Genomic DNA, 24,679 nt, shown 5'->3' on the forward strand with positions numbered 1-24,679 from the left:
CACTCCTCGTTCGTATGGGGACACGTCGATCACGGCTCGACGGCATGCCGGCGGGCGACGAACAGCAGCACCAGCGCGCCCACGCAGGTGGTCACCGCGCCGACCGGGACGCTGAGATGCTCGGCGCCCCAGGCGGTGACCGCCCGCGAGACCAACTGGGCGACCGCGTCCGCTCCGCACACCGCGACGGCGCCGGTGAGCGCCACCCCCGGCAGTGCGATCCGCAGATCGGCCCCGAGCAGCGCGAGCGCCGCGTGCGGCACGACCAGTCCGACGAACCCGAGCGCTCCCACCGAGGCCACCGCGCCCGCGGTCAGGGCCACCGCGCAGAGCAGCGCGAACCCGCGGGCCCGCGCCGGAACCAGGCCGGCCGCCTCGGCCACCCGCTCGCCGCACCGCAGCAGCATCAGGGGGCTCGCGGTCAGGCAGGCGACGACGCCCCAGCACAGCGCCCACGGCCACAGCAGCGTCCAGTGCTGCCAGGTCCGCGCCTCCGTGGTTCCGACCATCCACTGCACGAAGCTGCCGAGTTCGCCCGGGGCGGCCAGCAGCATCACCGCCGTCAGCCCGCCCAGAGCCGCGGAGACGAGCACGCCGTACACCGCCATGGAAGCCGGATCGGACCGCGCCCGGCCGGTCAGCAGCCACAGCAGACCCGCCCCGCCGCAGCCGCCGGCGACCGCGGCGATCATGACGGCGGCCGGTGACGCCCAGTTGGCCAGGCCCGCTCCCGTGGCGGCCACCGCGCCGAGCACCGCGCCCGGGGTGACCCCGGTGACCTCCGGCGCCGCCAGCGGGTTGCGCAGCGCCGCCTGCAGGATCAGCCCCGCGAGGCCGAGACTGGCCCCGGCCCCGAGCGCGACCAGCACCCTCGGCAGCCGAACCCGCCAGACCAGGTGACGGGCGACCGGATCCACCGCGCCCCCGGTGAGCGCCTGCCACAGCTCGCCCACCGTCAGCGCGCGCCCCGCTGCCAGATCGGTCACGGCCGCCAGGAGCACGGCGAGCAGCAGCACACCGAGGACGAGCGCGGGCCGGCGCCGTCCTGTGCGTGCCGCGCGGGGCGTGCCGAAGGTCGTGGCCGCGGACCCGTTCGTGAGCGTCATCGGGCACCGCTCCTCGGCCTGGCACGGAGGCCGCGCAGCAGCGCCACCCCCGCGGGCACCCCGACCAACGCCGTCCAGGCTCCGACGGGGGTCTCCACCGGCCTGAGAACCAGACGCGCGGCCTGGTCGGCCCACACGGTGATCACCGCCCCCCACACCACCGCCCAGGGGAGCCACCACACCACGTCGGCGTCCGGGCGCAGCCGCCGCGCCAGCTGCGGCGCGAGGAACCCCACCCAGGCGATCGGGCCGCACACCGCCACCACAGGGGCGATGAGCAGCACGGAGACGGCCAGCGCCGCCAGCCGGGCGTGCCGGACCCGCAGCCCGAGGGCACTCGCGTCCTCGTCGCCGAGCCGCAGCACCGACAACATCGGAGCGCACAGCACCACGAGCGGGACGGTCACCAGCAGCCACGGCCAGACGCCGTGCCAGGCCTGCCAGGTACGGCCGGACAGGCTGCCCAGCAGGTAGCGGAAGATCACCTGGAGATCGAGCTGGTCGGCCAGTACCATCAGCACCAGCAGCGCGGCCTGGAGCGCGGCCGCCACCGCGGCCCCGGTCAGCAGCACCGCGGACGGACTCCGGCCGAACCCGGCGGCAACCAGCGAAATGACCCCGCCGAGCCCTGCTCCCATCAGCGCCAGCAGCGGATAGGCCCAGCCGGGCAGGGTGAGCGTGAGCACCAAGGGAGCGGCGACGCCCAGTGCCGCCCCCGAGGAGACACCGAGCATCTCCGGAACGGCCAGCGGGTTACGCAGCGCCTCCTGCATGACGAGCCCGGCCGCCCCCAGGCACGCCCCGGCGATCACCGCGAGCAGCAGCCGGGGCAGCCTGATATCCCTCACCACCACCGCCTCCAGCCCATCCGCCGTGCCGCCGGACAGCACGCCGGACAGCACGCCGGACAGCACGCCGACCAGCCGGGACGGCGAGACGCCCGGAGTGCCGAGGCAGAGCGCGCACAGCGCGGCGGCGGCCAGCAGCCCAGCCGCCAGGACGCCCGTCCGCGTCATCGCAGAGCGGCCGTAGCTTCATCCAGGACGATGCCCAGGGATCGGGTGCCCCGGCCCTTGGCCCACACTTCCGGGTCGACCTCGACTACTTTGCCGTTCCTGACCGCCGGGATCTGTGCCCACAGGGGATTGCCGGCCATCTCCTCCGACAGCTTCTTGCCCGGTGCGCCGAACGCGATGGTCTCCACGAAGAGCACGTCGACGTTCTGGGCCAGGATCTCCTCCAGGCTGTAGGTGCCTTCGACGCCGCGGTTCTGCCACGGATAGTCACAGATCCGCGGGAACAGCCCGGCCGCGACGTCCCCGCCCGGCGTGGCCACACCGAAGTTCTCGTCGCTGCCGAACACGATCAGCGCCCTCTTGCCACTCCTGGCCTTCTCGGCGCGGGACAGCTTGTCCCGCAGCCGTTGCTCGGCGGCGACCGCCTTGTCGCCGTGGCGGGTGAGCGCGGCGAGGTCACGCAGGTAGGCGACACTGTCCTGCCACGTCGTGGGCTGCACCGGCCAGAACGTGGTGGCGCCCGCCAGCGCGGGAGCGAGTTTCCCGTGCGTGTCCTCCAGGCCGATGACCAGGTCCGGCTTGTGGGAGAGGATCGCCTCCACCTCGGGGCTGATGAAACCGCCCGGGATGACCGGGACCTTCTGCGCCTTCTCCCTGCCCAGGAACCGGGGGTGGGCGAGGAGCGCGGAGTTGGTGGCGGCCGGCACCATGCCGAGCTCGGCCAGCATGTCGTCGCACAGGGCGACCAGGCAGACGACGCGTTCCGGGGTGCGCTGGGGGGAGATCTTCCTCCCCTGTACGTCGGTGATGCTGTCGGCGGCGGTGACCGGCTGGACGGGCGGCAGACTCGCGACGGTGTCGTTCCCGGTGTCGTTCCCGGTGTCGTTCCCGGTGTCGTTCCCGGCGCCGACGCCCACGCCGGGGCCGTTGCCGGCGTTTCCACCGCAGCCGGCCAGCAGGACCCCGGCGGCGGCGAGCGCGACGGTACGTCGCAATAGGCGGCTCTGGGTGCGCGGCATGGTCATGGTTCTCTCTCGTCGAGGGACGGTTACGAGTCGGGGGCGAGGCGGCCGTTCGGACCAGGGTCGCCCTTCCACCCGCTGTCCGGCATGATAATGGTTTTCATTTGTATGTGTACATCCAACGCCCTCGGGAGCATTCGTGACATCTCTGCGACTTGTCGCGGCTGACCATGTCGCCGGCGTCATCTATGTCATCGAGCCGCGCACCGGCCGCACGCTGGCCCGGCTCGACGGACGCCATCTCGCCGAGCACGCCGGTTTCCTGCACCTGGGCGGAGCAAGGCTCGCCTTCGTCGACGACCTCGCCGGCGAACTGGTCGTCCTCGACCCGTTCGCCGCGGGAACCGGCGATCCGCTGGTGGTGGCCACCGCACCGGTCGCCGTTCCCGCCGAACACCTGGCTGCCGATCCTGGAGGCCGGTACATGGTGGTGACCAGCGGCTGCGGCCGCGCCTGGGAGCCGTGGAGCGACCTTCTCACCGTCGTAGACCTGACGCCGGAGACGGGCGCGGGCGAAGCCGTCCGGCCCCGTTCGGCGCGGGTGCGAACCCGCGTGGGTGAACCGGGCGTCACCGTGCTCACCGACCGCGCCGTCCAGGCGGGCGGTGCGGATGATCTGCTGGTCCTGCTGCGGCATCGCATGCCCGGGGCGTTGGACGCCTACCGGCTCTCCCACCTGCTGGACGCTCCCCCGGGCTGCCCCACGGCCGAACCGCTCACCCGGCTGCCGCTGCCCGACGACGGCCACGGAGACGCCGCGGACCCCGGGACCGGACAGGTGTTCGCCGCCACCGGCACCGGCGTGCACCGCGCCCGCCTCGGCCGCACCGGTCTGGTCGCCGCGCCGCCGTTGGCCTGGGACACTCCGGGGCGCGACGGGGGACGGGGCTACTACCTGCGGCTGGATCCGGCCCGCCGCATCCTGTGGAGTACCGTGCGCGGCGGACCGGGCGAGCCCGGCGAGTGGCCGCTGTGGAGCAACGACGCGTGGTGGCACCGGCTGGACGACGCCACCACCGGGCGGGTGCCCCTCGGCCCCGGCCTGGTCTTCCGGCTGGCCTTCTGCACCGGCCGAGTCGTCTTCTCCCGAATCCATCCGGACGGGGACGAGCTGATCGTGGTCGGTGCGGAGGACCCCGCCGTCCTCGTCCGCGTCCCGTTGCCGCCGATGGACGACGCTCCCCGCAGGGGCGGCACTCCCTGGGACGGCGTACAACGCCGAGCCGTCGCCGCCTCACCGGCCGCGCCCTTGGTCGCGGTCACCCGCGGAGGCCATGGCCAGATCCACCTTCTCGACATCTCGGCCGGTACGGACCTGCGCACGCTCGACCTTCCCACCCCCTTCGAGGAGGGCGGCCACATGGCCATGATCGGAACAGACGACGGCTCGGCGGGAGACACCGTCGGTCGCTGAGCGTCAACGAGACGACCCGTTGCGGACCATGAGGAACGGCGGACCATTACCGCCGATGACCAGGTCGGCCGTCACCAGGCGGCGGGCCGCGGCACGCCAGGGCGGTCACTACCCGGGACTACTGGCTCCAGGGCGCCTCGATCTCCCCGTCAGCGGTCAACCCGAACCGGACAAGACGCTCGGCGCCGTCCCGGTCACCCGCTTCCCACCACGTCCCGACGCACTCGGCGCCGTCGCGATCACCGGCCTCCCTCAGCAGCCGGGCCAGCATTCGGAGCACGTCGCCGTCGCCGGCATCGGCGATGTCCGCGGCCCGCTGGACGAGGCGGGTGGCGTGCCGGTAGCGGCATCGGTTCCATGCCGCCTCAGCCAGAGCCGCCAGGGCCGCCGGGGTGTGGGCATGACAGGTGGCCGCGTCCCAGAAGGCGGCCGGTGGGCAGAGCAGGACGCGTTCGCGGCGGCCGTGCTGGTCGAGGTAGTCGGCCAGCCGATACAGCGACTGCGGGAAGGACGGCTCGCCCGGACGGGGCTGGTGTTCGATCAGCGGGCCGGGCAGGCGCCGGTGCCTGGCGGTCAGCCGGTCCACCGCGCCGGTGAACCAGTCCTGCCCGCCGATCTGATCCCAGGCGTTGTCATCGAGATATCCGGGGGCGGCGCGCTGGAGGAAGGGTTCGGGCAGGTAGGGGCCGTGTCCCAGGCGACGGGCGTCGATGGGTGGCCGCCGGTCGACGCCGCCCTGGCGGTGGCCGGGCTCTCGCTGGCACTGTACGCGCTGCGGCATCGCCCTTGAGGAAGCGGCCTTGCGCCCCGAGAACGCTGACCGGGCGTGCCACAGGAGTTCCTGGAAGCAGGGCGCAGCAGCGAGAACGGTGCCGTGTTCCGGCGCCGTACCCTGCTCGCCACTTTGTCCGCTCTGCTGGTGGTGGCCCTGGCGGCAGCGGACTCGCCATCCGGTCCGAGCAGGAAGCTGCTGTGGGACGTGGAAACCCGGTGATCTGCCTGGAGCCGCGTTCCAGCCGGGTTCGGTAGCTGTGTGCCGAGTGGGGGCGTGAGCGCATGTCGCTGAACCTCGTGGAGCGCTGGCACGTCTGTAGGTCATGCGTTCACTCGCCTTTCTCGCCCTCATCGTGCTGACCGCCTGCGGCAGCGGAACGGCGGGCGCCAAGCCGGTCACGTACGCGGCCGACGCCGTCTCCGTCCTGGAGAGCCCCGGCCACGGGCCGCAGTTGTGCGCCGCGATGGCCGAGTCGCTGCCACCCCAGTGCAGTGGGCCGGACGTCGTCGGCTGGGACTGGTCCAAGGTTCGGCACGAGAGCGCCCAGGGTACGAAGTGGGGTCGGTATCGGGTGGTCGGCACCTGGGACGGCTCCCGGCTGACCGTGACCGAATCACCAGGGGCGGCGGTTCAGGGCACACCGGAGGAGCACAGGTTCGACAGCCCGTGCCCCGTCCCGGAGGGCGGCTGGCGCCCGGCCGATCCTGCCAAGGCCACCCAGGAAGCGCTCCAGGCGACTCAGCAGCGGCTGGAGAACGAGGCGGCCGTGGGCGGGGTGTGGCTGGACCAGAGCTACCTGGACTCGATCCCCGGCTACGACGGCAGCAAGCGGGAGTGGGCGGAGAAGTATGCCAACGACACGACCAAGCTGGTGCTGAACGTGAAGTTCACCGGCGACCTGACCGGCAGGGAGGCGTGGATCCGGGAGAGCTGGGGCGGCGCGCTCTGCGTCAGCCAGGCCCGGCGCAGCCATGAAACGCTGCGGCGGATCCAGGAGTTCATCGGCGACGATCTCGGCCAGCCCTTCACCTCGACCTCCGTCGACATCATCAAGGAGCAGGTGGTCGTGGGCGTCTGGGTGGCCGGCAAGGAGCTCCGGCAACGGCTGGAGGACAAGTACGGCGAGGGCGTCGTGCTCCTGCAGGCGGTACTGAAGCCGGTGCGATAGGGAAGCGCCTCACCGAAGATGTCCGTGCCACCGTGGGAAGCTCACCGTGGGTTCGGGGTCTGGATGTGTTCGTGCGAGGCGATCACGGGGTCGGTGCCGCGCGGCGACAGCATCACCGCGCGGTTCAGTACGGCGATGCCGCGTTCGCGAAAAGCCGCTGTGGACCGATCCTCAGAGTGCGTGCGGCCTCGGTCACCGGCATGCCATCGGCAACCAGGCCTACATCTTCGACGAGACCAGCGGGGCGACACTGCTGACGGCTTCGGTCCTGCACGCGCTGGAGGCGGTGAACCACACCCTGGGCGACTTCGCCGGCGTATCGGCCAACCTGGTCAGAGGCCGCGAGGAGGTGCGCTTGGCCGACGAGGGGATCACCATCCCGGTGACGGCGGCCGACCAGGTATGCGTCACCGGCACCCTGCGCGGTGGTGCCGCCGTGTCCGTCTTCTACCGGGGCGCCTTCTCCCGCGGCGACAACCTGCGCTGGGAGATCAACGGCACCGAAGGAGACCTCATCCTGACCTCCGAAGGGATCAACGGCAACCTCCAGGTGGCGGACCTGACTCTGCACGGTGGCCGGGGCGCGTCGATCTGCTCCGCAGCGGCATCCCGGCGCGGGAGCTGCTCCGTGGCATCTTCGTCGATCTGGTGGAAACCATCCTGCGTGACGGGCGCGAGCAGAGCTGCCTGATCGTCGGCGCGGCGGCGGAAGGGCTGTGCCGCGATCCCGAAGTCGCCGCCCGGGTGGAGGCGACCACCTCGTCTTTGGAGGACGCGCTGACCGAGATGATCGCGGCGGCCCAGACCGGCGGTGAGCTGAGTGACGCACGCGATGCGCGGGGCCTGGCACGCTTCGTCATGACCACCATGCACGGGCTGCGGGTCATGGGGGCGATCAATCCCGACCGGCGGTACCTGATGAGCGTCGCGGAAGCCGCCCTGTGCGGCCTGAACTGACGCTCCTACGCACCGAGTCCTCGCCCCCAACGTGCCCAACGACCTCACCGGGGCGGCCTTGCCGGCCGGGGCCGCCCGCTGCGGGAAACCGGAAGAGCCAAACGATCTCCTCCGCGCGACCGTCCAGCGGCAGCAGTTCCCAGCCGTCTTCGGCCGTGCCGTTCAGCACCAGGGCGCGATCCGCGGCCACCAGGGCTGCCGGACCTGGACGGTGCTGGTGGCCAGGTTGATCGTGGCCAGGTTGATCACTGCCGCGAGCGCGGTCGCCACCAGCACCATCGTGATCGGGTCGTGCAGACGGCGCAGCACATCACCCCGCAGCGGCCCCTCCGGCAATCACCACCACCCGACAGGTGCCCCCGGGGAGAGCACGAGACAGGCGGTGCCCGCGTTCTACGGTGTGGCGAGTGCCTCCGTCGGGGAGAGGCGGGAGGCGCGGACGGCCGGGTAGAGACCGGCCAGGGCGCCGATGGCCAGGGTTGCCGCGAGGCCGCCGATCGTCGCCCAGGTGGGGATCACGGCCGGCCAGCCCTGGTAGAGCGCGTAACCGATGGTCACGCAGGCGCCGAGGAGGACTCCGCCCGCCCCGCCCAGGGCGGAGAGCAGCAGCGACTCCGCGAGGAACTGCGTGCGGATCTGCCCGCGGGTCGCGCCGAGTGAGCGGCGCAGGCCGATCTCCGGGCGTCGTTCCAGCACCGAGATGACCATGGTGTTGGCCACCCCGACGCCGCCGACGAGCAGCGCGACCGCGCCGACCCCCAGGAGCAGCCCGGTGAACGCCTGGCTGGTGGCCTGCTTGGCGGCGAGCGCGTCGGACGGGCGCGAGACCTCGACTTCGTTGGGCGCCTGCGGGTTCGCCGTGCCGGCCAGGACCGAGCGGACGGACGCCAGCTTCGACTCGTCGGAGCGGGTGTAGAGGGTCGTGGGGTGCCCGTCGAAGTCCAGCGTCGCCGCCGCGACCGGCCAGCCGGTCAGCGCCGCGCTGTCCAGCTCGGTGGCGAGCGGCACCGGGTCGAGGATTCCGACGACGGTGAACCGTACGCCGCCGACGACCACCTGGGTGTCCGGCGCCGCCGTGCCCACCCCGAGGCGCTCCGCCGCCCTTGATCCGAGCACCACGGCCGGGTAGCGCTCGGTGGCCTCGTTGAGCCAGGTGCCGCTGCGCACCGTCGCGCCCACCGTGGACAGGAGGTCGATACGGGCGGCATAGGTGGTGATTCCCCCGGTCTGGGCTTCGGGGACCTCCTCGGACCGGTAGACCTTGGCGTCGCCGACGCGCCCGGCCGCGGAGACCGATTCCACCGGGCCGATCCGCTCGATCATCGCCTCGGCGTCCACCGGCATCTTGGCCGCCTCGCCCAGGAGCGTCTGGCCGGACGAGACGGTGAGCAGGTTCGTGCCCAGGGCCGAGAGCGTACGGTCGAGCTCGGCCCCCGACGAGGACGAGATGCCGACCACGCCGATCATCGCGGCGATGCCGATGGCTATGCCGAGCGCGGACAGGAACGCCCGCGTCGGGCGGGTGCGCAGGCCGACCGCGCCGACCCGCATCACGTCGCGTGGCCGCATCCTGGCGGGGACCAGCTTCGGCAGATCGGCCTGATCGATCACGGTCATCACGCCACCCCGGCTTCGGCGTGCCGCGGCGTCTCGGCCGCGGAGCCGGAGTTGAGCGCGGAGCCGGAGTTGAGCGCGGAGTCGAAGACGATCCGGCCGTCGCGCATCCGCACCTGCCGGGGCAGGCTCGCGGCGATCTCCCGATCGTGCGTGATGATCACGACGGTGGTGCCCGAGGTGTTCAGATCGTGCAGCAGTTCCATCACCCCGGCGCCGGAGACGGAGTCCAGGGCGCCGGTCGGTTCGTCGGCGAGGAGCAGCGAGGGATCGCCGGCCACGGCTCGGGCGATGGCGACGCGCTGCCGCTCACCGCCGGACAGCTCGTGCGGCTCGTGGTCGAGGCGGTGGCCGAGCCCGACCCGTTCCAGCGCGGCCGCCGCCCGGCGCCGCCGCTCGGCGCGGCCGATGCCGGAGTAGAGGAGGCCGTCGGCCACGTTGTCCAGCGCCGGGACCTTGGCGGCGAGGTGAAATTGCTGGAAGACGAAGCCGATCCGGGTCGCCCGCAACGCCGAGAGCCGGCTGTCCGACAGTGTCGATACGTCGTACCCGTCGATGTGCACGGTTCCCGAGGAGGGGCGGTCGAGCGTGCCGACGACGTTGAGCATCGTCGACTTGCCCGAGCCGGAGGGGCCGACGATGGCGACGAGCTCGCCGCGTCCGATCTCCACGGACACCGCGGCCAGCGCGGTGACCCCGCCGGAATAGACCCTGGTCACGTCCGACAGAGAGATCATCGGGGGCGTCATTTCGGCATCCCCACGGTCGCGCCCTCGGCGAGACCGTCCCCGGAGATCTCGACCCGGCCGCCGGCGAACAGTCCTGTCTTCACCTGGAGGTAGCGGGACTTGGCGCCCTCGACGACCTCGACGCCGAATCCGCCCTCCCGCAGTGCCACGAGCGCGGAGACCGGCACGGTCAGCACGTCCTCGCGCCTGGACGCCGTGAAGGTCACGTCCACCGCGGCCTGGTCGAGGCCGTTCACCGCCTTTTGCCGGCTGAGGGAGACGACCGCCTCAAGGCTCGTCTCCGGGTCCGCGTTCGGGCCCTCCCCCGGCTCGATGACCGTGGCGACCTCGGTGACCTTGCCTGCCACGCTGTCGCCGTCGGGCAGGGTGACCGACACCCTGGCGCCCTTCTTCGCCATCTGCCGGTCTTCCGCCTGCAACCGGACGGTGACCACCTTGGTGGTGCCGGTGTGGGTCAGCACCTTCTGTCCTGGGGCGGTGGGCTGGCCGGTCTCGGCCTCCAGGCTGTCCACGCGGACCCTGCCTCCGGCGAAGACGACCCGGCCGAGCTCGACGACGCCGGTCTCCTCCAGGCCCCGGTCCTCCTGCCACCGCATGACCGCGGCGGCTGTGGCACTGGTGTACGCGTCGTCCACGGTGAAGTCGGTGTAGCCCAGTTCGCTGAGGTTCCGCTCCAGGCGCTTGACGTCCGGGCCCTCGATGCCGGTCCGCAGGTCGCGATAGGCCGGCGTCGCGCCGTACATCAGCACCACCGGCCTGTTGTCGATCTTGTACAGCGGCTCGCCGCGGGTGATCTGGGCACCGCTGTCCGGGAGCCAGGTGACCGTGCCGGGCTGCCGGCTCACCGACGTGGTGGCCGGGCCGTAGCCGAGCTCGCCGTCGGCGTCCCGCGTGTCGACGAGGGTCTCCCGCTTCACCACGGCGGTGGCCGGAGGCAGAGTGCTGGTCATCTCGTTCGTTCCGGTGTCGCCCAGGCCGTTCATGGCCGCGGCGACCGCCCCGGCACAGGCGACCGCGACGACCAGTCCGGCGATCTTCTTGCCGCGGCCGCGGCGCCGCCGCGAGCGGGAGGGGGCCGCGTCCTTGTCCGCCCTGTCGTCGAGGGTGGCCGTACCCATCAAGAGCCCCCCTGCCCTGCTTCGGGCAGGAACTCCTTCGAGCACTTCTCCTGTGCCGTACGGAAGTCCGGGTCCTCGGCGAGGGTCTCGGTCATGCGCAGGCCGGCGCCCTCCGGGTCCGGGAAGTCCTCCACGCCGTTGTCCCGCATGCACTGCGAGAACATGCGCATCGACTCGACCCGCTGCGGGTCCGGCCCGTTCGCTCCGGAACCGCCCATCGGGGAGAACTCCGCGCAGGCCGCCTTGGCCTTCTCCACCGTCTCCTTGCTGACGCTCTTGTCGATCTGGAGGGTGATGCCCTTGCCGGGTTCGGGGTCCGGCATGTCGACGCCGTTCTCGCGCATGCACTGGGCGAACCTGATCCCCTTCTCCTGCTGGTCCAGGCTCGGCGCGGGGCTGCTCACACCGGCCCTGTCGCCGCCGCCCGCGGACGCCACGTCCGCGCCGCCGCCGGCCGTACCGCACCCCGCCAGGGCAAGGGCGAGCGCGAGCGCACCGAGAATTCGCATGATCTTCTCCACTTCCGGTGGCCGGTCGTTCCGCCGGCCGTTGAGGCGATGCAACAGGGCGGCGCGTTTCAGTGGCGTTTCTGTCGGCGTAAACGGTGAGCAAACACCCCGTGCGCCACTATCACCCCGTGCGTACACGACAAAGGGGGGCATGAGGCCGCGATGCGAGTGCTGGTGGTGGAAGACGAGCGCCTGCTCGCCGACGCGATAGCCGAGTGGCTGCGTGAGGAGACCCACGCGGTCGACACCGCGCACGACGGCGAAGCGGCGCTGGAACGCATCGCGGTCAACGACTACGACGTGATCGTCCTCGACCGCGACCTGCCACTCGTGCACGGCGACGACGTCTGCCGGGAGCTGGTCAGGTCGGAGTCGACCGCGCGGGTGCTGATACTCACCGCCGCCGCGGAGATCTGTGACCGGGTGACCGGGTTGTCCCTGGGCGCCGACGACTACCTGACCAAGCCCTTCGCCTTCGCCGAACTCGCCGCCCGGGTCCAGGCGCTGGGGAGGCGTTCGCGGCCGGCCACGCCGCCGGTGCTGCGGCGGGCCGGGATCACCCTCGACCCCGCGCGCCGGGAGGTGTTCAGGAACGGGCGGTACGTTCCGCTGTCGAAGAAGGAGTTCGCCGTCCTGACCGAACTGCTGCGGGCCGACGGGGCCCTCGTGTCCGCCGAGCGACTGCTGGAGAAGGCGTGGGACGAGCACGCCAACCCGTTCACCGGCGCGGTGCGCCTCGCCATACTCAAGCTTCGCCGCAAACTCGGTGAACCGCCGGTCATCGAGACGATGCCAGGAGAGGGATACCGGATCACGTGACCATCCGCAGGTTGCCGCGCCTCACGCTGAGAGCCCGGCTCACCCTCGTGTACGGCGCCCTGTTCCTCGCCGCCGGCCTGACCCTGCTCGGCGTCACCTACCTGCTGTTCAACCAGCAACTGTCACAGTCCTTCGCCAGCAGGTACCAGGGACCCGAAGGCCGGCTGAGGGAGATGACCCTCATCAGCGCGAACGGCCACGTGCTCACGGGCGCCGAGGCGATGCAGTGGCGGCAACGGCAGGAAGAGGAACTGCGCAGCGCCGCGGCCACCTCACTGCTCACCCAGGGGGCGGTCGCGCTGGCCGTGGTCGGCGTCGCCGCGGCCGGGTTCGGGTGGGTGGTCGCGGGGCGGGTCCTCGCCCCGCTGCGCCGGGTGACCGAGACGGCGCGGCGGATCGCGGCCGCCCCGGTCGCCGACCACGGCCTACGCGAGCGGATCGCCCTGCGCGGACCTGAGGACGAGGTGAAAGAGCTCGCCGACTCCTTCGACACCATGGTCGAGCGGCTCGACCACTCCTTCGACGGTCAGCGCCGGTTCGTCGCCAACGCCTCGCACGAACTACGCACACCGCTGACGCTCAACCGGGCGCTGGTCGAGCTGGCCATGCACCGCAAGACGGCATCGCCCGATGTCAAGCAGCTTGGCGAGAACCTGCTGGAGATCAACGCTCGGCACGAGCAGCTCATTTCGGGGCTGCTGCTGCTGGCCCGCGCCGAGCACGAGATCGCGCACCGCTCACCGGTGGATCTGGCCGACGTTGTGGCCCATGTGGTCGCGCAGGCATCCCAGGAGGCGGAGCATGCGAAGATCACCGTGCACGAGGCCGCGGGCACCGCGCCCACCAGCGGGGATGCGCTCCTGCTGGAACATCTGGTGCACAACCTGGTCGAGAACGGGATCCGGCACAACGTCGGCGACGGCACCGGCTGGGTGCGGGTCGTCAGCCGTACTGCGACGGAGGAAGGCGTCGAGGTGGAGGTCAGCAACACCGGGCCCGCCATACCGCCCTACGACATCCCGGAACTCTTCAAGCCCTTCCGCCGCCTGGGTTCCGATCGCCTGGTCACGGCGCGGAGCGCGGGCCTGGGCCTGTCCATCGTCCGCTCCGTGGCCCGCGCCCACGGCGGCGACGTCACGGCCCGCCCGCGCGAAGGCGGCGGCCTGGTCGTGACGGCCGTCCTCCCCCGCACCCACGAATGACGCGCGCGTTCCGCGAGTCCCGAGCTATGCGCCGGTGATCCGGTCCGCGAGTCCCGAGCTATGCGCCCGTGATCAGGCGTCGTTCCAGGTCGATGATCGGCTCGATGCTCTGCAGGTCGTAATTGCTCAGGATGACGGCCGTCCAGTCCAGGTCGAGGTAGACGGACCAACTGGTCGATATGCCGCCTGCGCCACCTCCGTGGGTGACGATGCGCTGGTTGTCGTAGGTAGCGGCCACCGGCCCGTATGCCTGGAAGGTCTCCCCGCGCAGGGAGCTGCCGGAGGTGTCCTCTCTCAGCGGCTTGGCGGAGATCTTTCCGTTCACGTACAACTCCGTGTAGGGCCGGGTGGTGAGCTTGCCTCCTTGCAGCGCGACCGCGAAGCGCACGAGGTCCGGGGCGGTGGAGAAGCCGTTGCCACCGCCGGTCCCCATCCATCCCCGGGCGGAGTTGCTGCCTTGGCCGGCGTCGCCGTAGACGGAGCCCTTGTCGAGGTTGCGGACGGCGTCGACCCGCGTGCCGTCCTTCTGGTACATGTACGGATGGGCGATGCGTTTGTCGGCCAGCCACTGGCGGCGGTTGTAGTAGGCGGAGTCCTTCATGCCGGCCGGGACGAAGACGTTCTGGCGGACGTAGTCCTGCAACGACCTGCCGGAGACCTTCGCCACGAGTTCGCCGAGCAGGATGTAGCCCATGCTGCTGTAAGCCTTCTTCGTCCCTGGGGCGAACTCCAGCTCGAAGGTCTTCAGATCCGCCCAGAAGTCCGCCCTTGTCCGCCCAGCCGTAGGCGCGGGCCAGGACCTGGCGGCCACGGTGTGCGATCATCACGGTGCCGGAGAACTGATCCTTGTCCGCCAGTTCTTTGATGTGCTGGTCGAAGGCGCCTCCGGGGCGCAGGTCCTTGGGGATCCGGCCGGAGCCCGACGAGAGGCCGACGTTCGCCTCCGCGGTTCCCTGCGCGGCAAGGACACCACCGGCCGCCAGCGGGACCGCCCCCAGGAACCCCAGAGCGGAACGACGCGAAGGGCGGTGGTCATGCGAGCGACGCGACAACATCATGGAATCCCTTTCACAAGGAGCGACGTACGAGGGCATACCAGCACCCAGTTCGTTTCCCCAGCGTTACCGCCACCCCCTTGGCAAGGCCCCCTCGCCCCTCGCCGCGGTCTACCTGTCAAAGGTGATTTCCGCGCGCATCCACGAGCCGGGCGGTGAGCAGGGTGCACACGTACTTGATGGTGAACTCGCCGCCGAACCGCTCCGCGACCTCCCGCTGGACGTCCGCCACCAACCGGGCGCGCTGATCGGCGGGCAGGTTGAGGTAGGCGCTGCGCGTGCCGAGCAGTCGCGCCCAGTTCCGGGCCGTGGTCGTGGTCCGCCACGGCAGGGACACCAGGTCGATGTCGGCGAACCCGTGTCCGGCCAGTTCGTCCGCGAACAGGGCGATATCCAGCGGGAACGCTCGCTCCGCGGCGAGGTAGGGCTCGTCCCAGCCCGGGGACAGCACCCGTCCCTGTACCTCGTCCGCCACCCGGTCCAGCCCCTCCTGACCGACCGGTAGATTCCACGCCAGCAGAATCCGGCCGCCGTCGCGCAGGCACTGCCGCGCCTTCCCGGCGGACAAACCGGAAAGCGTACGGTTGTGGGACGTGGCCATCCACCAACCGATCGGTACCCCACTCATCGGCCACACCTACCCGGTCAACTCGGTGGCGTTCAGCCCGGCGGGCGGCTGCTCGCCAGCGCAGGTGGCGACCGTACGGTGCGGCTGTGGGACCTGGCCACCCGGCAACCGGCCGGCCCCCCGCTCACCGGCCACCAGGGCGCGGTCCACTCCGTGGTGTTCAGTCCGGATGGGACCCTGCTGGCAGGCGCCGGGGGAACCGACCTCACGGTGCGGCTGTGGAACGTGGCCCGCCGGCAGCCGGTCGGCGGCGAGCTCACCGGTCACAGTGACGCGGTGTGGTCGGTGGCGTTCAGCCCGGACGGGAAAATGCTGGCCACCCCCTCGTCTGACGCCACGATCCGGCTGTGGCGCCTGAACCGGCCCGCGAATCCAGCCGCCGCCCTGTGCGACATCGCGGGCCGGCCCCTCACCCCCGCGGAATGGGACCGCTACGTACCGGGAGAAGAGTTCCAGCAGGTCTGCGGCTGATACGGGTGAGATCTACGATGGGAAGCGCAGTACCCAGCGGCGCTGCCACGGGGTCTCGACGGCCCGGTGGTGGTGGTGCTCGCGCGTCCAGGTGACGGCGTCGGCCGGGGCGCGGCCGGCCAGGATGGCGAGGCAGGCGACGACCGTGCCGGTACGGCCGACGCCGCCCCCGCAGGCGACCTCCACCGCGGTGCCCGCCCGCGCCCGCTCGTGCAGCGCGCGAATCTCCCGCACGGCCAGGTCGTGGTCGCGGGGCAACAGGAAGTCGGGCCACGGGATCCACGCGTGTGGCCACCGCAGCTCGCTCTCGTGACGACGGCGGAGCCGGTCGGAGCCGAGGTACAGGCCGAAGTCGGGGACCGGGCCTTCCGGCAGTGGATGGCGCAGGCCGCGCCCGCGGATCCAGGAGCCGTCCGGCAGTTGGAGGGCGCCGACGAGAGGCGGCCCGCTCACCGGCCTGCCGGCCGGGCCGGCTGCCGCGCTGTCCCCAGGTTCTTGCATCGGGTTCTCCTTGTGTCTCTCACTGGGCGCTGCCCAGCCGGTGCCGTGCACGGTGATTGGCGACATTGAGCCGGTTCCCACACAAGTCAGGCATGCAGTAGATGCGGCGCCCTCCGCGACTGGTGTCCACGAACACACCCCGGCAGCCCGGAGCCGCGCAGGCGCGGAACCGGCCGTGGCCCAGGGCGCGGACGGCGCCGAGCAGCCCGACACCGATGACCGCGGCCAACTCCCTGGCCGCCGACGCACCCGGCGCAGTCGGGACGTACCACTGCCACCGCCCGCCGGGATCGCGGTCCAGCACCGGGCTGAGACCGGCCCGCCCGGCCAGCACGGCAGCACCCGCGACGGCCTGCTCCTCCGTCTCGGTCTCCACGACGCCACGCGCCTCCCGGCGCAGCAGGTGAACCTCGCGGACGTCGTCGCCGGTCGGCGACCGCCCGTCCGCCAACGCGTCGAGTCGCAGCCCGTGCCCCGTGAGGAAGCGCGTCAACGCTTCCGGGGTCGGCAGGGCGTCCCTCGCCGTGGTCTGCACGGTGGGCGAGGTGTTGACCAGGTCACCGGCCAGAGCCGCCCCCACCGCATAGTCGGTGATGGAGATCCGCATGCCTCACCACCTTCCATGTAACCGATAAAACGAGAATATACCCATTACATCGTGATGAAGCGACGGACTGCACCCGAGGGAGCGCACCACGACCGAGTTTCAGCTGGTCACGTCGGCGGCGGATGTCGAACAGGATCCCGACGGCCGAGACGAGGGTGCACGCCTGTCACCAGCGCAACTCGTACACCAGGAGCACTTCGGGTGACGCCGGTGGCGCCTCGATGTGCTCGTGTATGGCTGATCAGTCATAGGGTGGCCCCGGAACTGCGCGGGACGTGAGCCGATGGGTGCCGAGATGCCGGATGTGGGGCCAGCTTTGATCGCGGGGCGATATCAGCTGGAGGAGCTGATCGGCCGGGGCGCCATGGCGGAGGTGTGGCGCGGCGTGGACCACCGGCTCGACATGCCGGTCGCGGTCAAGATCCTCAATCCGCTGGTGGCCGGCGTCTCCGCCGCCGACCGCTTCGCCCGCGAGGCACGGGCCGCCGCCCAGATCATGCACCGCAACGTGGTCACCGTGCTGGACATCGGCCTGGAGGGAAGCCGCCGCTTCCTGGTGATGGAACTGCTCACCGGCCGCAACCTCGCCGCCGAACTGGCCGTGCGCAGCCGGTTGCCCGTCGGTGAGGCCTGTGCCCTGCTCGCCCAGGCCGCAGCCGGTCTGGCGGCGGCTCACCGGGTCGGCGTGGTCCACCGCGACATCAAGCCCGCCAACCTCCACCTGGCAGGCGACGGCACGCTCAAGGTGGTCGACTTCGGGCTGGCGCACATCGCGAGCGAGGCCGCCCGGCTGACCGCGGTCGGCACGTTCGTGGGCACCGCCGCCTACCTCGCTCCCGAACAGATCGACGGATCGGGCGGGCAGGCCGCCTGCGACCTGTACGCGCTCGGCTGCGTGGCCTACGAGTTACTGTGCGGGCAGCCGCCGTTCACCGGCTCGGCGCCCGAACTGATCCACCAGCACGTGCACCGCGCCCCAGCCAGGCCGAGCAGCCACCGGCCCGACATCCCCGCCGAGCTGGAGCGGCTGATCGGGGCCATGCTCGCCAAGAAACCGGCTGAGCGGCCCGCCGGCGCCGAGCAGGTCGGGCAGGTCCTGGCGGCCATCGCCCACTCGGCCCGTGGGGTGAGGCCCGCCTGGCGGCCGGCTCCGGCGGCGCAGGTTCCCCCGCCGGGTACGGCTCGCGTCGGCGACACCACTGTGCTGGAGGTTCCCCGGCCCGGCCCGGCTGCCACGTCGGCGCAGGGGCGGCGTCCCCTGGTGCGGCTCGCGGTGGCCCTCGGCGCCGTTGTGGTCGTCCCCCTGGGGGCGGTCGCGGTGTTCTCCGACTCGGAGGACGAGACGGCGGCCCCGGTACCGTCCGCCACCGCCACTGTTCACGAGTCGACGCGGCCCGCGCCATCGGCCACCCCCACCGCCACCGTGGCCGCCAAGCTTACGACGAGCCCGACGCCCACGCCCGCCTCGCCGCCGTCCCGATCGGCCGAGCAGGACCCGCGCGTCTGGCTGATCGCCTTCGACCGCGCGGTGAGCGCTCAGCAGAGCCGTGGCGGGATCGACAGGGACCTGGCGAGGAAAGCACACAGGAAGATCCGTGAAGCGGGCGAGAAGCTGAGCGAGGGCAAGGTCCGCGAATCGCGCGAGGAGATCCAGGAACTGGTGAGAGACCTGAGCGAGGCTCGCCGGGAGAGGAGGCTCGCCCCCGGCCCTCTGACCACGTTCCTCACTGGTTCCCTCAAGGCGGTACAGGACGATCGTGGGCGCTCTCGCGACGACGACGATGACGACGATGACGACGACGAGTAGTCAGGCGTAGTTGATCGGGGCGCGTCCGAGAGCATCGGTGCTGCGGGCCGCCCACCAGGCCGACGGTTTGCCGGAGCCCAAGCCTCGTGGCGGCTTCCTCGAAGGCGTCGAAGCAGACCGCTGATCAGGATGAAAGAGCTCACCGCTTCCGCGCCCCGACCAAGCCGTTGGCGGTGGGGTGGAGCCTCCGCCAGTACGACCGCCGCACCGCTCCGCGCCCTCCTTTCAGTCTCGTCTCGGACGGTTCGAGGGGGTTGCGATTGCTCGCCTAATCGATTAGAAACGTCGTCATCTAATCGATTGGATGCTTCATGGCGTTAACCTTCGAACCGACCGTCGTCGTTGTCGGATCCGTGAATCTCGACACGACGATCCGCGTCGCCATGCTGCCCCTCCCGGGCGAGACCGTCCTCGCCGCGACGAACCACCGCCGGCTCGAGGGCAAGGGAGCCAATCAGGCCGTCGCCGCGGCGGAGGCCGGAGCGTCCGTCGGCATCGTCTGCGCGCCGGGCGAGGACCATGCCGCCGCACAGGCCCTCAGGTGGCTACGGTCACGGGCTGTCGAGGTCCGGCCGGTGCGCGATCAGACCCGCCCCACCGGTCGGGCCTGGGTCATGGTCGACGACCACGGCGAGAACGCCATCATCGTCGACCGGTGCGCCAACGCGGCGCTCACGCCCGACCTGGCCATCGCCGCCGTCCTCGACAGGACGCGCGCCAGGGGCGGGGCGAACGCCACGCTCGTCGCCCAGGCGGACATCGCGCGGCGATGGGGTATCGACGTCATCATCACGCTCGGCGCCGAGGGCGCTGCGATCATCTCGCCCGACGGCGGGATTCGCCGGGTGCCGGCACCTCCGGTCGACGTCGTCGTGGACACGTCGGGAGCGGGCGACGCCCTCGTGGGAGCGGTCGCCGCCGCACTGAGCCGGGGCCTTTCCCTGCACGAAGCCGCGGAGGACGGCGTCGCCGCCGGGGCTCGTGCGGTGCGCCGCTGGGGCGCATCGGGCATCGGACATGAACAAGGAAGTAATCGATGAACATGAACAAGGTGCGGGTCGGCGTGCTGGCCTTCCTGATGGCGGCGACGAGCACGACACTGGCCGGATGCGGCGCACCGCCCACAAGCGGCGGTGCGGACGAGGCGGCGCCGTCGCTCTGTATGGTCACGGACACGAACGGGATCGACGACGGCTCGTTCAACGAACTGACCTACGTCGGGCTGACCCGGGCGGGTGGGACCGAGCCGACCGTGACGATCTCGCGCACCCCCGACGACTACGTGCCGAACGTCGAGAGCCTGGTCAGCGGCGACTGCAAACTGGTCGTCGGCATCGGTTTCAATCTGGTCGACGCCATCAGATCCGCCGCCGAGGCGAACCCGGAGATCCGGTTCGCGATCGTCGACGACGGTTCGATCGACCTTCCGAACGTGACGACGATAACCTTCGACATCACGCCCGCCGCGTTCCTGGCCGGCTACACCGCGGCGAGCTACTCGACCACCGGCGTGGTCGGCACGTACGGCGGCACGCAGATCCCGCCCGTCACCGCGTTCATGGACGGCTTCGCCCGCGGCGTCGACTACTTCAACAGGCAGCACAACGCCTCCGTGACGGTGGTCGGATGGAACGTCGCCAAGCAGACGGGGACGTTCGTGGGCGGCTACGCGGCGGGCGTCGAGGCCAAGACGGTCGCCCAGAGCCTGCTGGACCAGGACGCTGACGTACTGATGCCGGTCGGCGGTCCGATCTACCAGTCCGCGGCGGAGGCGATCCGCGACCGCGGGACGTCCGCCGCGCTCATCGGCGTCGACACCGACGGGTACGAGTCGGATCCGAAGTATCAGGACCTGTTCCTCACGTCGGTGCTGAAGCATGTCGACGTGGCGGTCGCCCAGGCGGCCGGCGCGACGGGCGACGCGGCCGGCGCGGCCGGCGCGGCCGACTACGTCGGCACCCTGGCGAACAACGGCGTCGGGGTCGCGCCCTTCCACGACTTGGCGGACCGGGCCGGCCCCGCCCTCGGCGCGGAGTTGGACAAGATCCGGGCCGGCCTCATCGACGGCTCTGTCAAGCCGTGACCCGGAAGGGAGGCCAGACCTCATGAAACTCGAGCTCCGCGGCATCACCAAGCGGTTCGGCAGCCTGACCGCGAATGACCACATCGACCTGGTGATCAGGTCTGGCGAGATCCACTGCCTTCTCGGCGAGAACGGCGCGGGCAAGTCCACCCTCATGAACGTGCTGTACGGCCTGCACCAGGCCGATGAGGGCGAGATCCTCCTGGACGGCGTGGCACAACGGTTCGCCGGCCCCGGCGATGCGATGAACGCCGGGATCGGTATGGTGCACCAGCACTTCATGCTCATCCCCGTGTTCACAGTCGCCGAGAACATGATGCTCGGCGACGAGCCCACACGTGGCGGTGGCGTTCTCGACCTCGACGCCGCCCGGGGCCGCGTTCGGGAGATCTCGGAGCGCTTCGGATTCGACATCGACCCCGACGCGGTCGTGGGGGATCTCCCGGTCGGCGTGCAGCAGCGCGTCGAGATCGTCAAGGCCCTCTCCCGTGACGCCCGGATACTGGTCTTCGACGAGCCCACCGCCGTGCTCACGCCCCCGGAGATCGACGAGCTGATGGCGGTCATGCGCCGGCTCAGGGAGCGCGGCACCGCGATCGTGTTCATCACCCACAAGCTGCGTGAGGTGCGCGAGGTCGCCGACCGCATCACGGTGGTGCGTCTCGGCAAGGTGGTCGGCGAGGCCCCGCCCACGGCCGGCGACGCCGAGCTCGCGTCGATGATGGTGGGCCGCGCGGTCGAGCTGACCGTGCAGAAGGCGCCGGCCAGGCTCGGGGATGCCGCGCTCGCCCTGCGCGACCTGTCCGTGATCGACGCGCGCGGCCAGTACGTCGTGTCACACGTCGACCTGGTGGTCCGGCGCGGGGAGATTCTCGCGATCGCGGGTGTGCAGGGCAACGGCCAGACCGAGCTGACGGAGTCGATCCTCGGGCTGCAGCCGCGAGTCGAGGGCTCGATCACGCTCGACGGAGTCGAGCTTGTCGGTCGCACGCCGCGGCAGATCCTCGACGCGGGCGTCGGGTTCGTGCCGGAGGACCGCACGGTGGACGGCTTCGTCGCCGAGTTCACCATCGCCGAGAACCTCATGCTCGACCGCACGAACGGCGCTCCGTTCGTCCGGGCGGGCGCGCTTCAGCTCGACGCGATCGAGATGTTCGCCCGTGCCGCGATCAGCGAATTCGACATCCGCGCGCAGGGGATCGACACCCACGTCGGCCGCCTGTCCGGCGGCAATCAGCAGAAGGTCGTGCTCGCCCGGGAGCTGAATCGCGAGCTGCGGCTGTTCGTCGCCGCCCAGCCCACCCGCGGCGTCGACGTCGGCTCGATCGAGTTCATCCACAAGCGGATCGTTCGGACCCGCGACGCGGGGGTGCCCGTGATCGTCGTGTCGACCGAGCTCGACGAGGTCGTCGCGCTCGCCGACCGCATCGCCGTGATGTACCGCGGGGGGATCGTCGGCGTCGTGCCCGGTGACACCCCACGCGACGTGCTCGGCGCCATGATGGCCGGCGTCACACCCCAGGCGGTGGCGACGTGAGACAGGACACACTCCGCTCCCATCGGGTCCTCAGGGAGATCCTCGGCGGCAACGCCGTCGTCTCCGTCCTCGCGATCGGGCTCGCCCTGCTGGTCGGCAGCATCCTCGTCGTGTTCACCGATCCCGAGGTGCAGGCGGCATCCGGATACCTGTTCGCGCGTCCCGCCGACACCGTCCGGGCGGTCGGCGACGCCATCGGCGGCGCATGCTCGGCGCTGTTCCAGGGGGCCGTCTTCAACGGGACGCGCGCGGGCTGGGCGAACCAGATCAAGCCGCTCACCGAGACGCTCACCGTCGCGACCCCGCTCATCGCGGCCGGTCTCGGTGTCTCTGTCGCGTTCCGGGCCGGCATGTTCAACATCGGAGGCCGAGGGCAGATGCTCATCGCGGCCGCCGTCGCCGGCTGGATCAGCTGGTCGTTCCCGATGCCGCACCTGCTGCACATGCTCGTCTGCGTGCTCGGCGCGATGGTCGGCGGCGCGCTCTGGGGCGGCCTCGCGGGTGTGCTCAAGGCCCGGACCGGCGCGCACGAGGTGATCGTCACGATCATGCTCAACTACGTCGCCTTCTACCTGGTGTCGTTCCTGCTGCGGACTCCCGGGGCGCTGCAGGCGCCCGGCTCGGCCAATCCGAAGTCGCCGGCGGCGCTCGACACGGCGGTGATGCCGACGCTGTCGGATCTGCTCGGCGTAGGTTCCTTCCGCCTGCACGCCGGGTTCATCCTGGTGGTCGCGGCCACGATCCTCATCTGGTGGGTGCTGAACCGTTCCGGCGTGGGCTTCCGGTTCCGGGTGGTCGGCGAGAACCCGAATGCGGCCCGGGTCGCCGGGATCGATGTGAAGCGCGTGTACCTGGTCGCGATGATGATGTCCGGCGGGCTCATCGGCCTCGCCGGTGCTTCGCAGGTGCTCGGCACGACGACCACGGGCTTCGGTTCGGGGATCGACGCGGGCATCGGCTTCGACGCCATCACGATCGCCCTGCTCGGACGCTCGCGTCCGTGGGGCGTCTTCGCCAGCGGCCTCATGTTCGGCGCGCTCAAGACGGGCGGGTACGCGATGCAGGCGGCCCAGGCGGTCCCGATCGACCTCGTCCTCGTCGTGCAGTCCGTGATCGTCCTGCTGATCGCGGCGCCGCCCCTCGTACGCGCCGTGTTCCGGCTGCCCGCCCCGGCCGCCACCACCCTGCCGCACCGCGCCCCGAAGGCGGTGAACAGGTGAGCGGCGTGAGCGACACCGCGACGAAGACCGTCGGCGCCCGAAAGGCCGTGAGCCGCGACCGGAAGGCGCCGATCGTGCTCGACACGTTCGCCGTCATCGCCCTCGTACTCGGCTTCGCGGTCCCCCGTACCGGAACGAGCACCTTCGGCCTCGCGACGCGAGGCGACCTCGTCGCGCTGCCCCCGCTGGCGGTCCCCACGGGCGGCACCGTCACCGCGCTCGCCCTCGTGCTCGCCGGGCTCGCGGTCGCGGCCCACGTGTACGTGCTGTTCGGCGCCGCCCGGCGGGTGCCGATCTGGCTCATCGCGGGGTTCGCGGTCGTGTTCCTCGTCGCGTTCCTGACCTGGGCGTCGGCGGGACGGACCGTCCCCGTCCCCGGGCTGCTGATCGGCAGCCTCGCGCTCGGCACCCCGCTGATCTTCGGCGCCCTCGGCGGGGTCATCGGCGAACGCGCGGGCGTCGTGAACGTCGCGATCGAGGGCCAACTGCTGCTCGGTGCGTTCTCGGCCGCCGTCGTCGGGTCGGTCACCCGTCAACCCGTCCTCGGGCTCGTCGCGGCGATGGCCGCCGGCATCCTCGTCGCTCTCGTGCTTGCCGTTTTCGCGATCCGGTACATCGTCGACCAGGTCATCGTCGGCGTCGTGTTGAACGTGCTCGTGATCGGGCTGACGGGCTTCCTGTACGCGAAAGTGCTGAAGTCCGACGTCGAACTGTTCAACGCGCCCGACCGTTTCCCCGTGCTGCCGATTCCCGGGCTGTCGGCCATCCCGATCATCGGGCCGGTGGTCTTCCGGCAGACGATCATCGTGTACCTCATGTACATCGCGGTGTTCGCGGTGTGGTTCGGCCTGTTCAAGACCCGCTGGGGTCTGCGGGTCCGTGCGGTCGGCGAGTACCCGGCCGCGGCCGACACGGTCGGCATCGACGTCAACCGCACCCGGTTCCGGAACGTCGCCCTGGCCGGCGCGGTCGCCGGCGTCGGCGGCGCCTACTTCACACTTGACTCCGTCGGCGCGTTCAACAAGGAGATGACGAACGGCATGGGCTTCATCGCCCTCGCGGCCGTCATCTTCGGCCGATGGCATCCGATCCGGGCCGCGTTCGCGGCGCTGCTGTTCGGATTCGCCACGAACCTGCAGAGCATGCTGGGCATCATCGGCTCCCCCGTGCCGAGCGAGTTCATGCTCATGCTGCCCTACGCCGTCACGGTGTTCGCGGTCGCCGGCCTGGCCGGGCGGTCCCGCGCGCCCGCGGCGGCCGGAAAGCCTTACCTCAAGTCCTGAGAGTCCTCCACCAAGTGC

27 protein-coding genes are annotated in these 24,679 nt (G+C 71.2%); 14 read left to right on the top strand and 13 right to left on the bottom strand.

Annotation, left to right across the window (positions count from 1 at the left end; all coding sequences use genetic code 11):
* Positions 1–29: 29 nt before the first annotated feature.
* Genes QSK26_RS32730 through QSK26_RS32740 form a run of 3 tightly spaced genes read right to left on the bottom strand, consistent with a single transcriptional unit; the run spans position 30 to position 3,147 of the window.
* A complete protein-coding gene (locus QSK26_RS32730) occupies positions 30–1,106 on the bottom strand; it encodes a FecCD family ABC transporter permease (protein ID WP_285779180.1) in 1,077 nt (358 codons plus the stop codon).
* Positions 1,103–2,122, bottom strand: a complete 1,020-nt coding sequence (locus QSK26_RS32735) for a FecCD family ABC transporter permease (protein ID WP_285779181.1) — start codon at positions 2,120–2,122, stop codon at positions 1,103–1,105. The genes QSK26_RS32730 and QSK26_RS32735 overlap by 4 nt, the downstream gene beginning before the upstream one ends.
* Positions 2,119–3,147, bottom strand: coding sequence for an ABC transporter substrate-binding protein (locus tag QSK26_RS32740; RefSeq protein WP_285779182.1), 1,029 nt, complete (start codon positions 3,145–3,147; stop codon positions 2,119–2,121). The genes QSK26_RS32735 and QSK26_RS32740 overlap by 4 nt, the downstream gene beginning before the upstream one ends.
* A 136-nt stretch (positions 3,148–3,283) precedes the next feature.
* Here QSK26_RS32740 and QSK26_RS32745 point away from each other — a divergent pair, with 136 nt between their 5' ends.
* Complete coding sequence (locus QSK26_RS32745; protein WP_285779183.1) at positions 3,284–4,558, top strand: hypothetical protein; 1,275 nt, start codon at positions 3,284–3,286, stop codon at positions 4,556–4,558.
* 118 nt (positions 4,559–4,676) lie between these two features.
* Here the strand turns inward: QSK26_RS32745 and QSK26_RS32750 are convergent, their stop codons facing one another.
* Positions 4,677–5,339 carry a hypothetical protein gene (locus QSK26_RS32750; RefSeq protein ID WP_285779184.1) on the bottom strand — a complete coding sequence of 221 codons (663 nt, stop codon included), beginning with the start codon at positions 5,337–5,339 and terminating at the stop codon, positions 4,677–4,679.
* A gap of 45 nt (positions 5,340–5,384) precedes the next feature.
* On the opposite strand from QSK26_RS32750, the gene QSK26_RS32755 reads away from it, so the two are divergent.
* From QSK26_RS32755 to QSK26_RS32770, 4 genes are all read left to right on the top strand, one after another.
* The gene (locus QSK26_RS32755) at positions 5,385–5,552 is read left to right on the top strand and encodes a hypothetical protein (protein ID WP_285779185.1); all 168 of its coding nucleotides are present in this window, start codon (positions 5,385–5,387) and stop codon (positions 5,550–5,552) included.
* A 103-nt stretch (positions 5,553–5,655) separates the two neighbouring features.
* Positions 5,656–6,501, top strand: coding sequence for a hypothetical protein (locus tag QSK26_RS32760; RefSeq protein ID WP_285779186.1), 846 nt, complete (start codon positions 5,656–5,658; stop codon positions 6,499–6,501).
* Between the two features lie 46 nt (positions 6,502–6,547).
* Entirely contained in the window at positions 6,548–7,192 is a 645-nt protein-coding gene (locus QSK26_RS42180; protein WP_502888770.1) for a hypothetical protein, read from the top strand.
* Positions 7,150–7,458 carry a TetR family transcriptional regulator C-terminal domain-containing protein gene (locus tag QSK26_RS32770; RefSeq protein ID WP_285779188.1) on the top strand — a complete coding sequence of 103 codons (309 nt, stop codon included), beginning with the start codon at positions 7,150–7,152 and terminating at the stop codon, positions 7,456–7,458. Before QSK26_RS42180 ends, QSK26_RS32770 begins: the two co-directional genes overlap by 43 nt.
* 162 nt (positions 7,459–7,620) lie before the next feature.
* Here the strand turns inward: QSK26_RS32770 and QSK26_RS32775 are convergent, their stop codons facing one another.
* The 5 genes from QSK26_RS32775 to QSK26_RS32795 form a co-directional block, all read right to left on the bottom strand.
* Complete coding sequence (locus tag QSK26_RS32775) at positions 7,621–7,767, bottom strand: hypothetical protein (RefSeq protein ID WP_285779189.1); 147 nt, start codon at positions 7,765–7,767, stop codon at positions 7,621–7,623.
* A gap of 84 nt (positions 7,768–7,851) precedes the next feature.
* Positions 7,852–9,075: an ABC transporter permease gene (locus QSK26_RS32780; protein WP_285779190.1), complete on the bottom strand. Its 1,224-nt coding sequence runs from the start codon at positions 9,073–9,075 to the stop codon at positions 7,852–7,854.
* On the bottom strand, positions 9,075–9,809 hold the full coding sequence (locus tag QSK26_RS32785) for an ABC transporter ATP-binding protein (protein WP_285779191.1): 735 nt from the start codon (positions 9,807–9,809) through the stop codon (positions 9,075–9,077). Before QSK26_RS32785 ends, QSK26_RS32780 begins: the two co-directional genes overlap by 1 nt.
* 8 nt (positions 9,810–9,817) lie before the next feature.
* On the bottom strand, positions 9,818–10,939 hold the full coding sequence (locus QSK26_RS32790) for a peptidoglycan-binding protein (RefSeq protein WP_285779192.1): 1,122 nt from the start codon (positions 10,937–10,939) through the stop codon (positions 9,818–9,820).
* Entirely contained in the window at positions 10,939–11,448 is a 510-nt protein-coding gene (locus QSK26_RS32795; protein ID WP_285779193.1) for a hypothetical protein, read from the bottom strand. Before QSK26_RS32795 ends, QSK26_RS32790 begins: the two co-directional genes overlap by 1 nt.
* Positions 11,449–11,610: 162 nt before the next feature.
* Here QSK26_RS32795 and QSK26_RS32800 point away from each other — a divergent pair, with 162 nt between their 5' ends.
* Entirely contained in the window at positions 11,611–12,267 is a 657-nt protein-coding gene (locus tag QSK26_RS32800) for a response regulator transcription factor (RefSeq protein ID WP_285779194.1), read from the top strand.
* On the top strand, positions 12,264–13,469 hold the full coding sequence (locus tag QSK26_RS32805) for a sensor histidine kinase (RefSeq protein ID WP_285779195.1): 1,206 nt from the start codon (positions 12,264–12,266) through the stop codon (positions 13,467–13,469). The genes QSK26_RS32800 and QSK26_RS32805 overlap by 4 nt, the downstream gene beginning before the upstream one ends.
* A gap of 58 nt (positions 13,470–13,527) precedes the next feature.
* Here the strand turns inward: QSK26_RS32805 and QSK26_RS32810 are convergent, their stop codons facing one another.
* On the bottom strand, positions 13,528–14,280 hold the full coding sequence (locus QSK26_RS32810) for a serine hydrolase domain-containing protein (RefSeq protein ID WP_285779196.1): 753 nt from the start codon (positions 14,278–14,280) through the stop codon (positions 13,528–13,530).
* A 362-nt stretch (positions 14,281–14,642) separates the two neighbouring features.
* Positions 14,643–15,092, bottom strand: a complete 450-nt coding sequence (locus tag QSK26_RS32815) for a hypothetical protein (protein WP_285779197.1) — start codon at positions 15,090–15,092, stop codon at positions 14,643–14,645.
* A gap of 18 nt (positions 15,093–15,110) precedes the next feature.
* Between QSK26_RS32815 and QSK26_RS32820 the strand changes: the two genes are divergently transcribed.
* A complete protein-coding gene (locus QSK26_RS32820; RefSeq protein ID WP_285779198.1) occupies positions 15,111–15,623 on the top strand; it encodes a WD40 repeat domain-containing protein in 513 nt (170 codons plus the stop codon).
* Positions 15,624–15,635: 12 nt separating this feature from the next.
* On the opposite strand, the gene QSK26_RS32825 is transcribed toward QSK26_RS32820, so the two are convergent.
* Positions 15,636–16,124, bottom strand: a complete 489-nt coding sequence (locus QSK26_RS32825) for a phosphatase domain-containing protein (RefSeq protein ID WP_285779199.1) — start codon at positions 16,122–16,124, stop codon at positions 15,636–15,638.
* 19 nt (positions 16,125–16,143) lie between these two features.
* Entirely contained in the window at positions 16,144–16,731 is a 588-nt protein-coding gene (locus QSK26_RS32830) for a CGNR zinc finger domain-containing protein (RefSeq protein ID WP_285779200.1), read from the bottom strand.
* A 295-nt stretch (positions 16,732–17,026) separates the two neighbouring features.
* On the opposite strand from QSK26_RS32830, the gene QSK26_RS32835 reads away from it, so the two are divergent.
* The 6 genes from QSK26_RS32835 (at position 17,027) to QSK26_RS32860 (ending at position 24,661) form a co-directional block, all read left to right on the top strand.
* Positions 17,027–18,538 carry a serine/threonine-protein kinase gene (locus QSK26_RS32835; protein WP_285779201.1) on the top strand — a complete coding sequence of 504 codons (1,512 nt, stop codon included), beginning with the start codon at positions 17,027–17,029 and terminating at the stop codon, positions 18,536–18,538.
* A gap of 311 nt (positions 18,539–18,849) precedes the next feature.
* Positions 18,850–19,578 carry a PfkB family carbohydrate kinase gene (locus tag QSK26_RS32840; protein WP_285779202.1) on the top strand — a complete coding sequence of 243 codons (729 nt, stop codon included), beginning with the start codon at positions 18,850–18,852 and terminating at the stop codon, positions 19,576–19,578.
* The gene (locus QSK26_RS32845; RefSeq protein WP_285779203.1) at positions 19,575–20,621 is read left to right on the top strand and encodes a BMP family lipoprotein; all 1,047 of its coding nucleotides are present in this window, start codon (positions 19,575–19,577) and stop codon (positions 20,619–20,621) included. Before QSK26_RS32840 ends, QSK26_RS32845 begins: the two co-directional genes overlap by 4 nt.
* Positions 20,622–20,643: 22 nt before the next feature.
* Entirely contained in the window at positions 20,644–22,158 is a 1,515-nt protein-coding gene (locus QSK26_RS32850) for an ABC transporter ATP-binding protein (protein ID WP_285779204.1), read from the top strand.
* On the top strand, positions 22,155–23,378 hold the full coding sequence (locus QSK26_RS32855) for an ABC transporter permease (protein ID WP_285779205.1): 1,224 nt from the start codon (positions 22,155–22,157) through the stop codon (positions 23,376–23,378). Before QSK26_RS32850 ends, QSK26_RS32855 begins: the two co-directional genes overlap by 4 nt.
* 5 nt (positions 23,379–23,383) lie before the next feature.
* Positions 23,384–24,661, top strand: coding sequence for an ABC transporter permease (locus QSK26_RS32860; protein ID WP_285779206.1), 1,278 nt, complete (start codon positions 23,384–23,386; stop codon positions 24,659–24,661).
* Positions 24,662–24,679 lie beyond the last annotated feature (18 nt).

It is taken from the genome of Microtetraspora sp. NBRC 13810 (assembly GCF_030268685.1).
Lineage (GTDB): Bacteria > Actinomycetota > Actinomycetes > Streptosporangiales > Streptosporangiaceae > BSRQ01.